Here is a 12,356-nt window from a genome sequence, read left to right on the forward strand (position 1 = left end):
CGCTCCTGCGCTGCTTGCCGCTTGACGGTTTCCGCCGCTGCTGCCACTCCATGCCAATGGAACCTGTCCAGTCGAAAGCGTCCCAGGGCCGCGTCTCCGATGCGCCGAACCGCCATTGGGTCTACCGCGTGCTGCCGCGCGCGATCTGGCCCTATGCACAGCTTGCACGGTGGGACAGGCCGATCGGCTGGCAGTTGCTTTTGTGGCCATGCTGGTGGTCGGCCGCACTGGCGGCGAGCGCCTATCCCCGGCCTGGCGACCCGCTGCTTTCGCTGCTGCCGGCGCCACTATATCTCGTGCTGTTCCTGATTGGCGCCATTGCCATGCGTGGCGCCGGCTGCACCTATAACGACATTGTCGACGAGCACATCGACAACCAGGTCGAACGCACCCGCTCGCGCCCGCTGCCATCCGGCCAGACCACGCGCCGGCGGGCCTGGCTGTTTCTTGTGCTGCAGGCCTTGGTCGGCCTGGCGGTGCTGTTGCAGTTCAACAGCTTCGCCATCCTGCTCGGCGTCTGCTCGCTGGTGATCGTGGCTGTCTATCCATTCATGAAGCGGATAACCAACTGGCCGCAACTGTTTCTCGGCCTCGCCTTTTCCTGGGGCGCGCTGATGGGATGGGCGGTCGAGTTCGGTGATCTCGATGGCCCCGCCATCATGCTCTATATCGGTTCGATCCTGTGGGTGATCGGCTACGACACGATCTATGCCCATCAGGACAAGGAAGACGACGCCATTGTCGGCGTGCGTTCGACCGCGCGGCTGTTCGGCGACAACACCAAGGCATGGCTCGCGGGGCTCTATGGCGGTACGCTGATCTGCTTCGCCATCGCCTTCGCCTCGGCACAGGCCCCGGTGGTGGCACTGGCGGGACTGATCGCCGCCGGCGCCCACATGGCCCGGCAGATCGCGGTTCTGGATATCGACGATCCGGACCAGTGCCTGCGGCTGTTTCGGTCGAACAACCAAGTCGGCTGGCTGATCTTCCTCGGCCTGATCGGCGGCGCGCTGTGGGTGGCGCTGAAGCCGCTGGTGTAGCGGCCCCAGTGTCGGCAATCCGGAACAGTAAAGGTGCTTATTCCCGCGCAATGATCTCCTGGCCGCCGATGACCAGCCTGAGGCCGAGGTCACCGGGTCTGCGGCGGGCAAGGAAGCGGGGGCGGCGCATATTGGAAACGCGGCCCTTGCGGCGCTCCCGCGGCGGCAATGTCTTGATGGCGGCGCCGAGCGATTCTTCCAGGGTGCGGGCGACGCCGTCGGATTCGATCAACAGCATCGGCAGGCGGTAGGCATCGGCCCAGGCGCGCCAGTCGGCGGCGACGTCTTCGAGATCGTCAGCCACCAGCAGCGGCACCGACAACATCGGATCGTTGTGCAGGAGTTCAAGGGTCACCGTGACATTGCCTTCCGGATCCTCCATCGCACGAGCGGCGACACCGCGAAATGCATTGGCGGGCAGCACAATGATCGCCGGCAGGCCGCTCATCTCGAGCAGGCGGCGGATCACGGCGCCACGCTGGTCGATGGTGAAGGTCACGTCGCCGTAATCGTCGCGTGTCGCGTAGCTCACTACCTGCGGCAGGCGGAATGGGTCGAGACGCATGTTGCGTCCCGCCCAGACTGGCTTCAGTCCAGTGTTCACGTTCATAGAGCGCCTTCCTGTCTGTCTCCTGAGAGCCGGTGTCCGGTTCCCTCCGGGCCAGTTTTCCCGGCCTCGTTATGGGGAAACAGTAGCGCCGGCTCCTTACCGCCGCGCTTAAGAAAGTCGGTTAAATTTTGCTGATCTCAGGGATGGTTATCGGAATGCCACCAGCCACAAGATGTTGAAAGGATCAGATAACCTTACCAGGATTCATGATGCCGGCCGGATCGAAGGCAGCCTTTACCCGGCGCATCAGATCGATGGCCATCGGCGGCGCGGTGGCGATCAGTTCATCGCGCTTCAACTGACCGATGCCGTGCTCTGCCGAGATCGAACCATGCAGGCTGCGCACCACGTCATGCACGGCCTTGTTCATGGCATGATAGAGCGCCAGAAATGCCTCGTCGTCGCCGTCGACGGGCCGCGAGATGTTATAGTGGAGGTTGCCGTCTCCCATATGGCCGAAACAGACAACCCTGGCGCCAGCACTGACCGAGGCTACCGCGCCAGCGGCCTCCGCGATGAAGCGCGGTATCGATGCGATCGGCACTGAAATGTCGTGCTTGATCGAAGCGCCTTCCGGCTTCTGCGCCTCGGGCAACAGCTCGCGGAAATCCCAGAAGGCGTCGCCCTGCCCGAGGCTGGCGGCGATGACCGCGTCGCCGACGAATTCCTGCTCGAGGCCCGCGGAAAGCACGTCCTCGATCAGCGCCCGAGAATCCTCCGATGAGCGGCCGGACGATATCTGCATCAGCACATACCAGGGCCAATCCTCCATCAGCGGCCGCGTCACGCCCGGGGCATGCACCAGCGTGAAATCGTATGGCCGCTTGCCGATCAGTTCGAAGGCGGTGAGCGCTGCCCCGGCGCGGTCCATGGCCAGGCTGAACAGGGAAAGAGCGGCCTCGGGCGACGACAGGCCGACGAAGGCGACGTCGCGCCCCTTCGGCTTCGGAAACAGTTTGAGCACGGCGGCGGTGATGATACCGAGCGTGCCTTCGGCGCCGACGAACAGGTTCTTCAGGTCGTAGCCGGTATTGTCCTTCTTCAGCTTGCGCAAATCGTCGAAGACCTCGCCGGTCGGCAGCACCACCTCGACGCCGAGGCAGAGTTCGCGCGCATTGCCATAGGCAAGCACGCCGGTGCCGCCGGCATTGGACGACAGATTGCCGCCGATCTGGCAGGAGCCTTGCGCGGCGAGCGAGAGCGGGAACAGCCGGTCGGCGGCGTCGGCCGCTTCCTGCAAGGTCTGCAGGATGACACCGGCCTCGACCGTGACCGTGTTCGACAAGACATCGATCTCGCGGATGCGGTTCAGCCGTGACAGCGACAGGACGATTTCATGGCCGGATTTGTCCGGCACCTGCGCGCCGACCAGCCCGGTGTTGCCGCTTTGCGGCACGATTGGCGTTCTGGTCTCTGTCGCCAGCCGCATGATCCGGCTGACCTCGTCGACGCTGCCCGGCCGCAGCACCAGGGACGTCGCGCCATGCCAGAGGCCGCGTCGCTCGATCAGATAAGGTGCGATGTCCTGCTGGTCGCGCAGCGCATATTTGTCGCCGACGATCGCCGCGAAACGATCGACGAGAGCGGGATCGAGTGTCTTTGCAGTTTCGGTCATCTGGCAAAACTACGTCGAGGGCTATGCATTGTCACGAGGAGCGGCGGCACGGGAGAGCCGGTCGTTGATAGCCTCGCCGAGGCCGTCAAAGGGTATCGGCTCGACCGCGATGGTGCACGCGCCGCTGCGGTCGAGATCCTGCATGTAGGCGAAGAGATTGCTTGCCGCTTCACGCAGGTCGCCTGAAACCGACAGGTTGAGGAAAGCGGTTGCGCCGCGCCAGCCTTCCGCTCTCTGGCTGCCAAAGCCGAGCAGCGCTTCGCCCTCGCCGACCGCCCGCGCATTGAGCCGCACCGCGGCACCCGGCGCGTAGTGCGAGGCCAGCATGCCCGGCGCTTCGACGCCGGCAGCGCCGCCGCGCAGCAGGTCGATGCCGGTGGCCGCCTCGATTTCCCCTGCGGCAATGCCACCGGGCCGAAGCAGGTGCAATCTCTCGCCTTCGGCCTTGACGATGGTCGATTCCAGCCCGACCGGTGTGGCGCCGCCATCGACCACCAGCTTGATGCGGGCGCCGAGGTCCGCCGCAACGGCTTGCGCCGTCGTCGCGCTGATCTTGCCGGATGAATTGGCGCTCGGTGCCGCAAGCGGTCGGCCAAGCCTTGCGATCAGGTCACCGCCAAAACCCCTCGGCATGCGCAAGGCGATCGTGTCGAGCCCGGCGGTGACCAGCGGATGAATGCCGTTGCCGGAGCGCTGCGGCAGCACCAGCGTCAGCGGACCCGGCCAGAAGGCAAGCGCGAGCTTCTTCGAAAGCGGATCGAACGAGGCAATGCGCTCGGCCATCGCCATGTCGGCGACATGGGCGATCAGCGGATTGAAACGCGGCCGCCCCTTGGCTTCGAAAATGCGCGCCACGCCAATGCCGTTGGTGGCGTCGCCGGCCAGCCCGTAGACGGTCTCGGTCGGAATGGCGACGACATCGCCGCCCTCAAGCAGCGCCAGCGCCGGTTCCATCGCTTCGCCGACGGCAAGTATTTCAGCCACTCTCGTCACCTCGCGGATGCCGGCTGCGTAGTACGACAGCGCCGCCGGGGCAAGCGGGCATTGGCAATTCGTCAATTCCTAAAATGCTATGTTTCTATGAAAGCCGGTATCAATCGCCGGGCACTATCGTGCGGCTTCTGGGCAATGGGGAGCTATGTCAGTGTCTATGCGTATCTGGGGAACGCTTGCTATCAGTCTGGCTGCTACGGCTGGCGGGGCTCAGGCCTCGTCGCTGGTCTTTCCCAGCGCGCCTGCCTCGACGCCCTCCATCCTTGCGCTGAAGGCCGCCGACGGCAAGGCGAGCGACGTGATATCCGTCGTTGCGCTCGGCGAGCCTGACGTCACCGATGAAAAGGTGGCGGCAATCCCGGACAAGGCCGAGGCGAGGCACGTCTTCCCGCAGAGCCCGATGATCATTCGCGGCGGGGTCGTCGGCGGCGCCTTCTCGACACCGGTGCAGGCCAAAACCCCGGCAGCGGCAACCGTCCCCGCCACGGCGACCGCCTCGGCCGCCCCCGCGCCTGCAGTGCAAGGGAAAGCAGCGGCACCGGCGGCAGCCGCACCACGGCCGGCAGCCCGACAGCCCGCTTCGGGAGCCGGCAAGGTCAAATAGCGACCTCGCCAAACCGGGCAGTCAAATGCTCGGCTGCTTGACGGCGGTCTGGCGCGCTGCGCACCATTGTCAGGCAAATTTCGTCCGGCGTAGCGGTTTCGGCAGACGGGATTGCATTGTTCAAGGCAAGGGGGTTGCTCATGAAAAAATCGAAGACCGTTACAGTGGCCGGGCTTCTGCTGGCGTCATTGCTTGGCGGCGCGGCTCATGCGGACGACATGCTGGGGTCCTATGTCGCGCGCATTTCCGATCGCGATCACCAGGCAAGCGACGGCTATGTGCTGGATGGCGCTGCGCAGATGGTGCGGCAGGACCGCGCCAACTGGCATAAATTCCATCGCCGCGACAGCGACGACGAGGGTGATGCCTGGTTCAGGACTAACGATCAGCGCGCCGACCTGCAACGCATGCTGGAGCGCCCCGGCGCGATGAGTTCCTCGACCAAGCGCGCCATCGTCAACGGCGAGCCGCTGATCCAGATCGACGTCTATGAAAACAGCGTGCGCGTCAGCATTCTGGAGAACTGATCAAATCAGTTTGAAAAGACAACAAAAAGGGCGGCGCCAAAGCACCGCCCATTCCTCGAGAAAACCTGTCACCTGAAATCAGGCCGCTTCTTCCTTGTCGTCGTCTTCTTCGTCGGACTCGCCGTCGTCGGATTCTTCTTCGCCCTCGGCGTCGTCGCCTTCGGCCTTCACAGCGTCATCGGCGTCGTCTTCGTCAGACTCTTCGCCGTCCTCATCATCGCCATCTTTGTCATCGCCATCCTCGTCTTCATCAGACAGATCCGCGGCTTCGAACGTGGCGGCGGCGGCATGATCGAGGGCGGTTTCGGAAGCGGATTCAATCGCCTCGGCGGGCGCCGAGATTTCTTCTGTCACTTCGATTTCGTGATCGGAATTCATGGAAGCCTCCGTTGGGTTGGGGAACATGTCCCTTTTGCCACGGAGAGATCATCGTCATATGACTGTAAGCCGGCTCGAACGGCGGGCTGGAAGATATTTTTCGTGGGCCTACAGCCCGGTTTATCCCTGCATGAACTTGTCCGAAAACCGGTGCCCACTTTTCGGGATCATGTTTTTCAGCCGGCGATTTTCGAGAAATCGGCGACCTGGCCGGTAGCGGTCCGAATGCGGGCGAGCAGCGCAAGACGGTTGGCACGTACCGACAAGTCCTCATCATTCACGAGAACATGCTCGAAGAATGAATCAACGGGTTCACGCAACACGCTAAGCGCCAGCAGGGCAGCGGAAAAGTCTTGGTTTTGAATCGCTTCGCCGGCTTGCTTCTCGGCTTGATTCACCGCCGCAAACAGCGATTTCTCGGCATCTTGCCGGAACAACGCCGGCTCAACGGTTTCTGCGACGGCCGTTTTCTTCTTCTCCTCGGCGGCCAGAATATTGGCGGCACGCTTGGTGCCGGCGAGCAGGTTCCTGCCGTCCTCGGTGTCGAGGAATTTGCCAAGCGCCTCGACGCGGCGCACGATCTGCAGGAGGTCGTCGGACTGCGATTGGCCAATCTCCCCCCTTGTGGGGGAGATGCCCGGCAGGGCAGAGGGGGGCGCGACAGTATGAGAGGTCAACGGGACAGCGCCCCCCTCTGTCGGCTTCGCCGATGTCTCCCCCACTAGGGGGGAGATTGGGCGCGAACCCGCCGACAACACCGCGTCGATAAGGTCGTGCCGCGCGCCTTGATCGCGGAGGTAAACTTTCAAGCGCTCGTGAAAGAAGGCGAGGAGGTCTGCTTCTGCAGCATTAAATCTGTCTGCCCATTCCATCAGAAATGCTCTGTCTTCGGCTAAAATGGCTGCGACTTGATCGAATTTCCAATCCCCTGCGGAAGACATCGGAAGAATACGGCCAAGCTCAATGAATTTCTCAAATATTGGGCGGTATCTCTGGTCAACGATCTGCCAGAAAACCCGAAGCCACGCCTTGTGCCAATTCGTTTCAAGTCGCAATCGCACCCCATTCTCGACTAAAATCCTGACCACGCCCAGCGCCGATCGACGCAGCGCGTACGGATCCTTCGATCCCGTCGGCTTTTCGTCGATGGCCCAGAAGCCGACCAGCGTGTCCAGCTTGTCAGCGAGCGCGACAGCGACCGACACCGGGTCGCCCGGCACATAATCGGACGGGCCCTGCGGCTTGTAGTGCTCTTCCGCCGCCGCTGCGACCGAAGCGTCCTCGCCTTGCAGCAGCGCGTATTTGCGGCCAATGGCGCCTTGCAATTCGGGAAACTCGCCGACCACTTCCGTGGTGAGATCAGCCTTAGCCAGGACAGCCGCACGACGCGCCAGCGCGGGATCGGCGCCGACGATCGGCGCCAATTCTTGCGCCAGCCGGGCAATCCGCTCCACCCGCTCGCCCTGCGTGCCGAGCTTGGCGTGGAAGGTGACATTGAGATGGTCGAGGCGAGCCATGCGCTGGTCGAGCGGCTTCTTCAGGTCGAGGCCGAATTTTTCCGCAGACGCCCGGAGTTGCTCGAGATCAGGCAGATCGCCCTGGTCCGTCTTCCAGAAATAGAGCGCGTCGGACAGGCGGGCGCGCACCACCTTGCCGTTGCCGTGCGCGATTTCCTTGCCGCCGTCACTGGCTTCGATGTTGGCGGTGAGAATGAAACGGCTGGAGAGCGCCTCGCCTTCGCCCTGCGGCCGCGTCACAAAGCATTTCTGGTTGGCGCGGATGGTCAGCCGGATCACTTCCGCCGGAATGGCCAGGAAAGCCTCTTCGAACTCGCCCATCAGCACGACAGGCCATTCGACCAGCCCCGACACTTCTTCAAGCAGCCCCTCGTCCTCGACCAGGTCGAGCCCATTGGCGAAAGCGAGATTGCGGGCGTCGGCGAGGATGATCTCCTTGCGCCGGTCTGCATCGAGCACGACCTTGGCCGCCTCCAGCTTCGACACATAGTCGTCGAAGCGGCGCACGGTGATTTCGCCCGGCGCATGGAAGCGGTGGCCATAGGTGATGTTGCCCGAGCGAATGCCGTCGATCTCGAAATCGACCACGACCGGCTCCTCGGTCTCGGGGCCGAAGGTGCACAGGATCGATTGCAGCGGCCGCACCCAGCGCAGTGATCCGGGCTTGGCCGAGGCCGGCCCCCAGCGCATCGATTTCGGCCAGGGGAAAGTGCGGATGATATCTGGCACCAGACCGGCGATGATCTCTTCGGCCGCCCTGCCCGGCTTCGAAATGTGCGCGACATAGAAGTCGCCCTTCTTCGGGTCGGAATGGACATGCGCCTCGGTGATCGAAGACAACCCGGCCTTGCGCAGAAAACCCTGGACCGCCTGTTCAGGCGCCGATGTCGACGGCCCCTTGATATCCTCGTGAGTATCCTTCGAGCGTGCGTTGAGGCCACGGATATCGAGGGTGAGGCGCCGCGGCGTCCAATACTCACGCGCCGCCTCGTAGGTCAGCCCCGCCTCGACCAGACCGTCGGCCAGCATCTTCCTCAGATCACCCGCCGCCTTGCGCTGCATGCGAGCGGGAATCTCTTCCGAGCGAAGTTCTAGAAGCAGGTCAGGCATGGTTGGGGCTCACGCGGCAAAAGGGTCCGCGCGGGGCATAGCAACTCGGCTGGCCGCTGTCACCCTTTCCGGAAATTTTGACCCTCCTGTCGGGATGAGGCGATCCGGCCCGTCCTTGGATCAAAGATTTCCATGAACCGAACGCAGCGCTGAAGCGACCCACGCTCAGGCAGGGAACTATTGGCTGAACGATCATGAAAACGGCATCCAGACTTCTTCAGATCCTCGCGCTCAGCGCCTGCTTCGCCGCGCAGGCTCACGGCGCCTTCTCGATGCCGGGCGTGCGGCAGGCGCTGCGGACGATGGCTGGTCCGAGCGGCCAGATCCTGCCGCCGATCAACGCTTCCCTCGAAATGATCAACGGCGGTTGAGACTCAGGTCGCCAGGCCACCGGCTTGCGTCTTCAAGAACGCCTCGCCGCAGGCTTTCGCCAGATTGCGCACCCGCAGGATGTAACTCTGCCGTTCGGTGACCGAGATCACACCACGCGCGTCGAGCAGGTTGAAGACATGGCTCGCCTTGATGCACTGGTCGTAGGCCGGGAAGACCATCTCGTGCATCGGCAGATTGTCGTTTGAGGCCGGCGCGCCGGCCTCGAGCAGCGCCTTGCACTCGGCCTCGGCGTCTTCGAAATGCCTGAGCAGCATCGCCGTGTTGGCGTATTCGAAATTGTGGCGCGAATATTCCTGCTCGGCCTGCAGGAACACATCGCCATAGGTGACCTTGTCGGCGCCCTCGCGGCCGTTGAAGTTGAGGTCGTAGACATTGTCGACGCCCTGCACATACATGGCCAGGCGCTCCAGGCCGTAGGTGAGTTCGCCCGCGACCGGCGCGCATTCGATGCCGCAGACCTGCTGGAAGTAGGTGAACTGCGACACTTCCATGCCGTCACACCAGCATTCCCAGCCAAGGCCCCAGGCGCCCAACGTCGGGCTTTCCCAGTCGTCCTCGACGAAGCGGATGTCGTGCAGCAACGGGTCGACGCCGATCGCCGCAAGCGAGCCGAGGTAAAGCTCCTGCAGGTTCGGCGGGTTGGGCTTCAGGATCACCTGGTACTGATAGTAATGCTGCAGCCGATTGGGGTTCTCGCCGTAGCGGCCGTCCTTCGGACGTCGCGATGGTTGGACATAGGCGGCGTTCCAGCGCCTGGGCCCGAGCGCGCGCAGCGTCGTTGCGGGATGAAACGTGCCGGCCCCGACCTCCATGTCATAGGGCTGCAGGATAACGCAGCCATAAGCCGCCCAGTAATTGTGCAAGGTCAGGATCAGCCCCTGGAAGGAGCGGCTGGGATGCATATGGGCTGATATTTCAATCGTCACGGTGGCCTCGGCGACACGGGCTAGCTTGCGGCCACGTCCTAGAGACACGGCGGCGAAGCGTCAAGCAAGGCGCGTCCGATACGGGCCGTCGTGAGCATGCCGGGCGATGTTGAAAACTTTGCGTGCGACTGGCCCATTGCTCGCCGCCACGCTCCGCGATCCAACAAAGCGTCCGCTTCAAGCACAGCAGGTTCAGCCATGTCCAACCCGATCACCATCCGCCCCGTTACGCGCCAGGATTACGACCGATGGATGCCGCTGTGGGACGGCTACAATGCGTTCTATGGCCGTTCGGGCGAGACGGCGCTGGCAAGCGACATCACCGCGATGACATGGTCGCGCTTCTTCGACGCCTACGAGCCGGTCCATGCGCTGGTCGCCGAGAGCGGGGGCCAGCTTCTTGGCCTCGTCCATTACCTGTTCCACCGCAGCACCACGGCGATCGCGCCGAACTGCTATCTGCAGGACCTTTTCACCAACGAGGGCTCGCGCGGCAAAGGCATCGGCCGGGCGCTGATCGAAGGCGTCTACGAGCGCGCCCAGGCGGCCGGTTCCGGCCGGGTATATTGGCTGACGCATGAAACCAATCACACGGCAATGAAGCTCTATGACACGGTCGGCGAACGCTCGGGCTTCGTCGTCTATCGTAAGATGTTCTGAGGACCTTTCCGGCGCGCCGGCAGGCATTTTTGAGCGGAACGGATATCAACGAAAACGGGGCCCTGAGAGCCCCGTTCGCATTCCAAAAAAGGCGATTTTCAGCCCTTGGGGGCCGGAACCGGCTCCGGCTTGACCTTCGGGGTCTCCTGCGCCGTGTTGGATTCGATCGGCGGCAGGCCCTTCATCAGCTTCTGCTGCAGGGTGGCCAGCACATCGGGATCGGGCTTCAGGTCGCGGGCCTGGTTCCACTGGAAGGTGGCTTCCAGCTTGCGGCCGACGCGCCAATAGGCGTCGCCGAGATGGTCGTTCAGAACCGGATCTTCCGGCTTCAGCGCGACCGCGCGTTCCATCTCGCGCACGGCGTCATCGAAGCGGCCGAGGCGGAAATAGGCCCAACCCAGGGAATCGACGATGTAGCCGTCGCTAGGCCTGAGATCGACGGCCTTCTGGATCATCTCCAGGCCTTCCTTCAGGTTGGTGTTCATGTCGACCCAGGAATAGCCGAGATAGTTCAGCACCTGCGGCTGATCCGGCTGCAATTCCAGCGCCTTGCGGAAATTCGGCTCGGCCTTCGGCCATTCCTTCAGCCGCTCATAGGCGATACCGCGCTGATAGAAGATGTTCCAGTTGGCGGCGGTTGGCGTCTTCAGCGCCTCGACGGCCTTGTCGTAGAGATTTGCGGCGGAGCGGAAATCATCCTTCGAGGAGTAGACTCCGCCGAGCGCCAGATAGGCGCGCATGTCATTGGGATGGGCCTCGACGAAGGCCTTCAGATGCGTGATCGCCTCGTCATGGCGGTCGAGGTCGGCAAGGTTGAGGCCAAGCTGCAGGTCCGAAATCTCCTTCAGCGGCGAAGAGTCCGGGATGCGCCGATAGAGCGCGATGGCGCCCTCCCCGTCCTTCAGCTGTTCGGCGACGGCGGCGAGCTGCACGAGGGCCGCGTCACTGTCGGGCTTCAGGGCTAAAGCATATTGCAAATAGAGGCGCACGAATGGCTCGCCGCCGCCACGATTGAGCGCGGTGGCAAGATCGAGCAGGATTTCAGAAGCACCGTCGGACGGACCGGAAACGAAGGGCGCAATCTTCTCGCCCTTGCTGATCCTGTCACGCAAGGCGACGATTTCCAGCTTGCCCGGCGAGAACGCCTCTGCCTGGTCGAGCACCGAGATCGCCTTGGCCTTGTCACCCTTGCGGGCCAGGAACGATGCATAGGCCTGCGCGTTGCGCATCCAGGTTTCAGGTGCCGCACCGCCGGCCGTGGTATCCTGCATCGTCGCCGCGTAGATCGCCTCGGCCTTTTCGGGCATACCAGACGCATCGGCGATCAGGGCGCGGTGGAAGGATTTGAACAGGCCGAACCAATCCGGCCCCTGCAACTTGTCGATCGAAGCCATCGCTTCGCTGGCCTGACCGGCACCTTGTTCGGCCCAGCCGGACATGACGCCGGAAATCAGCCGGTCGAGGTCGGATTCCAGCGACAGCTTGAGCCAGTACTGCGCCTTGGTGAAATCCTTCTTGTGGAAGGAATCGACGGCCAGCGCCAGGCGCGAGAAGCGCTCCACATCGGGCACTTCCTTGAGCTTGTCGGCATAGACCAGCGATTCGTCGAAGCGGCCTTGCGCGATCAACGATAGCATCAGGCTCTGCTGCAGTGCGGTGTCGCTCGGATTGAAGGCCAAGGCCTGCTTGTAGTACGCGATAGCGCTGTCGAGGTCGTTGTCGCCCTCGGCGATCCGGGCAGCCAGATAAGCGCCCGAGAACGACGAGATCTTGACCGGTTCGGTGGATTGCTTGGCATAGGCCGGCAAAGCCGAGATCGCCATGCCCGTCACAATTGCCAGCCTTGTCAGCCAGCGCGCACGTCCTTGCTGCATCATATCCCTTTCAGCCAGGCGCCATCTCCGCGTCAGCGGGATCGACCCAGACTCGATCTTCCAGGCAAAGCATGGCCTTTTTGGGGTCGCGCTTCAATCCGCCCGAAAT

General features: G+C 63.1%; 12 protein-coding genes. 5 read left to right on the forward strand and 7 right to left on the reverse strand.

What is annotated here, in order from left to right; translation table 11 throughout:
* Window positions 1–56 precede the first annotated feature (56 nt).
* Window positions 57–1,040: a 4-hydroxybenzoate octaprenyltransferase gene (ubiA, locus tag FJ960_RS22565; RefSeq protein ID WP_181166699.1), complete on the forward strand. Its 984-nt coding sequence runs from the start codon at window positions 57–59 to the stop codon at window positions 1,038–1,040.
* 37 nt (window positions 1,041–1,077) lie between these two features.
* Here ubiA and FJ960_RS22570 read toward each other — a convergent pair whose 3' ends face one another.
* From FJ960_RS22570 to FJ960_RS22580, 3 genes are all read right to left on the reverse strand, one after another.
* Window positions 1,078–1,644 carry a DUF6101 family protein gene (locus tag FJ960_RS22570; RefSeq protein WP_140507971.1) on the reverse strand — a complete coding sequence of 189 codons (567 nt, stop codon included), beginning with the start codon at window positions 1,642–1,644 and terminating at the stop codon, window positions 1,078–1,080.
* A 190-nt stretch (window positions 1,645–1,834) separates the two neighbouring features.
* On the reverse strand, window positions 1,835–3,265 hold the full coding sequence (locus tag FJ960_RS22575) for an FAD-binding oxidoreductase (protein ID WP_140716879.1): 1,431 nt from the start codon (window positions 3,263–3,265) through the stop codon (window positions 1,835–1,837).
* 21 nt (window positions 3,266–3,286) lie between these two features.
* Window positions 3,287–4,249 carry an L-threonylcarbamoyladenylate synthase gene (locus FJ960_RS22580; RefSeq protein ID WP_181174291.1) on the reverse strand — a complete coding sequence of 321 codons (963 nt, stop codon included), beginning with the start codon at window positions 4,247–4,249 and terminating at the stop codon, window positions 3,287–3,289.
* Between the two features lie 166 nt (window positions 4,250–4,415).
* Here FJ960_RS22580 and FJ960_RS22585 point away from each other — a divergent pair, with 166 nt between their 5' ends.
* Together FJ960_RS22585 and FJ960_RS22590 are read left to right on the forward strand one after the other, a co-directional pair.
* The gene (locus FJ960_RS22585) at window positions 4,416–4,862 is read left to right on the forward strand and encodes a hypothetical protein (RefSeq protein WP_246672908.1); all 447 of its coding nucleotides are present in this window, start codon (window positions 4,416–4,418) and stop codon (window positions 4,860–4,862) included.
* Window positions 4,863–5,002: 140 nt separating this feature from the next.
* On the forward strand, window positions 5,003–5,389 hold the full coding sequence (locus FJ960_RS22590) for a hypothetical protein (protein WP_140716885.1): 387 nt from the start codon (window positions 5,003–5,005) through the stop codon (window positions 5,387–5,389).
* A gap of 78 nt (window positions 5,390–5,467) precedes the next feature.
* Here the strand turns inward: FJ960_RS22590 and FJ960_RS22595 are convergent, their stop codons facing one another.
* On the reverse strand, window positions 5,468–5,767 hold the full coding sequence (locus FJ960_RS22595; protein WP_140716887.1) for an ATPase: 300 nt from the start codon (window positions 5,765–5,767) through the stop codon (window positions 5,468–5,470).
* A gap of 176 nt (window positions 5,768–5,943) precedes the next feature.
* Window positions 5,944–8,394 (reverse strand): glycine--tRNA ligase subunit beta, encoded by a 2,451-nt coding sequence (glyS, locus tag FJ960_RS22600; RefSeq protein WP_140716889.1) that lies wholly within the window; start codon window positions 8,392–8,394, stop codon window positions 5,944–5,946.
* Between the two features lie 194 nt (window positions 8,395–8,588).
* On the opposite strand from glyS, the gene FJ960_RS29570 reads away from it, so the two are divergent.
* Window positions 8,589–8,765 (forward strand): hypothetical protein, encoded by a 177-nt coding sequence (locus FJ960_RS29570; protein ID WP_181165842.1) that lies wholly within the window; start codon window positions 8,589–8,591, stop codon window positions 8,763–8,765.
* A gap of 3 nt (window positions 8,766–8,768) precedes the next feature.
* Here FJ960_RS29570 and FJ960_RS22605 read toward each other — a convergent pair whose 3' ends face one another.
* Window positions 8,769–9,713 carry a glycine--tRNA ligase subunit alpha gene (locus FJ960_RS22605; RefSeq protein WP_140716891.1) on the reverse strand — a complete coding sequence of 315 codons (945 nt, stop codon included), beginning with the start codon at window positions 9,711–9,713 and terminating at the stop codon, window positions 8,769–8,771.
* Window positions 9,714–9,911: 198 nt separating this feature from the next.
* Between FJ960_RS22605 and FJ960_RS22610 the strand changes: the two genes are divergently transcribed.
* Entirely contained in the window at window positions 9,912–10,373 is a 462-nt protein-coding gene (locus FJ960_RS22610) for a GNAT family N-acetyltransferase (RefSeq protein ID WP_140716893.1), read from the forward strand.
* Between the two features lie 98 nt (window positions 10,374–10,471).
* On the opposite strand, the gene FJ960_RS22615 is transcribed toward FJ960_RS22610, so the two are convergent.
* The gene (locus FJ960_RS22615) at window positions 10,472–12,247 is read right to left on the reverse strand and encodes a tetratricopeptide repeat protein (protein ID WP_140507973.1); all 1,776 of its coding nucleotides are present in this window, start codon (window positions 12,245–12,247) and stop codon (window positions 10,472–10,474) included.
* Window positions 12,248–12,356: the final 109 nt, after the last annotated feature.

The sequence above is a fragment of the Mesorhizobium sp. B2-3-11 genome (genome assembly GCF_006442215.1).
GTDB classification, from domain to species: domain Bacteria; phylum Pseudomonadota; class Alphaproteobacteria; order Rhizobiales; family Rhizobiaceae; genus Mesorhizobium; species Mesorhizobium salmacidum.

Coding starts and splice junctions, on each gene's coding strand:
- FJ960_RS22590 (WP_140716885.1), top strand. CDS start 5,003: ATGAAAAAATCGAAGACCGTTACAGTGGCCGGGCTTCTGCTGGCGTCA.
- ubiA (WP_181166699.1), top strand. CDS start 57: ATGGAACCTGTCCAGTCGAAAGCGTCCCAGGGCCGCGTCTCCGATGCG.
- FJ960_RS22595 (WP_140716887.1), bottom strand. CDS start 5,767: ATGAATTCCGATCACGAAATCGAAGTGACAGAAGAAATCTCGGCGCCC.
- glyS (WP_140716889.1), bottom strand. CDS start 8,394: ATGCCTGACCTGCTTCTAGAACTTCGCTCGGAAGAGATTCCCGCTCGC.
- FJ960_RS22615 (WP_140507973.1), bottom strand. CDS start 12,247: ATGCAGCAAGGACGTGCGCGCTGGCTGACAAGGCTGGCAATTGTGACG.
- FJ960_RS22585 (WP_246672908.1), top strand. CDS start 4,416: ATGCGTATCTGGGGAACGCTTGCTATCAGTCTGGCTGCTACGGCTGGC.
- FJ960_RS22575 (WP_140716879.1), bottom strand. CDS start 3,265: ATGACCGAAACTGCAAAGACACTCGATCCCGCTCTCGTCGATCGTTTC.
- FJ960_RS29570 (WP_181165842.1), top strand. CDS start 8,589: ATGAAAACGGCATCCAGACTTCTTCAGATCCTCGCGCTCAGCGCCTGC.
- FJ960_RS22610 (WP_140716893.1), top strand. CDS start 9,912: ATGTCCAACCCGATCACCATCCGCCCCGTTACGCGCCAGGATTACGAC.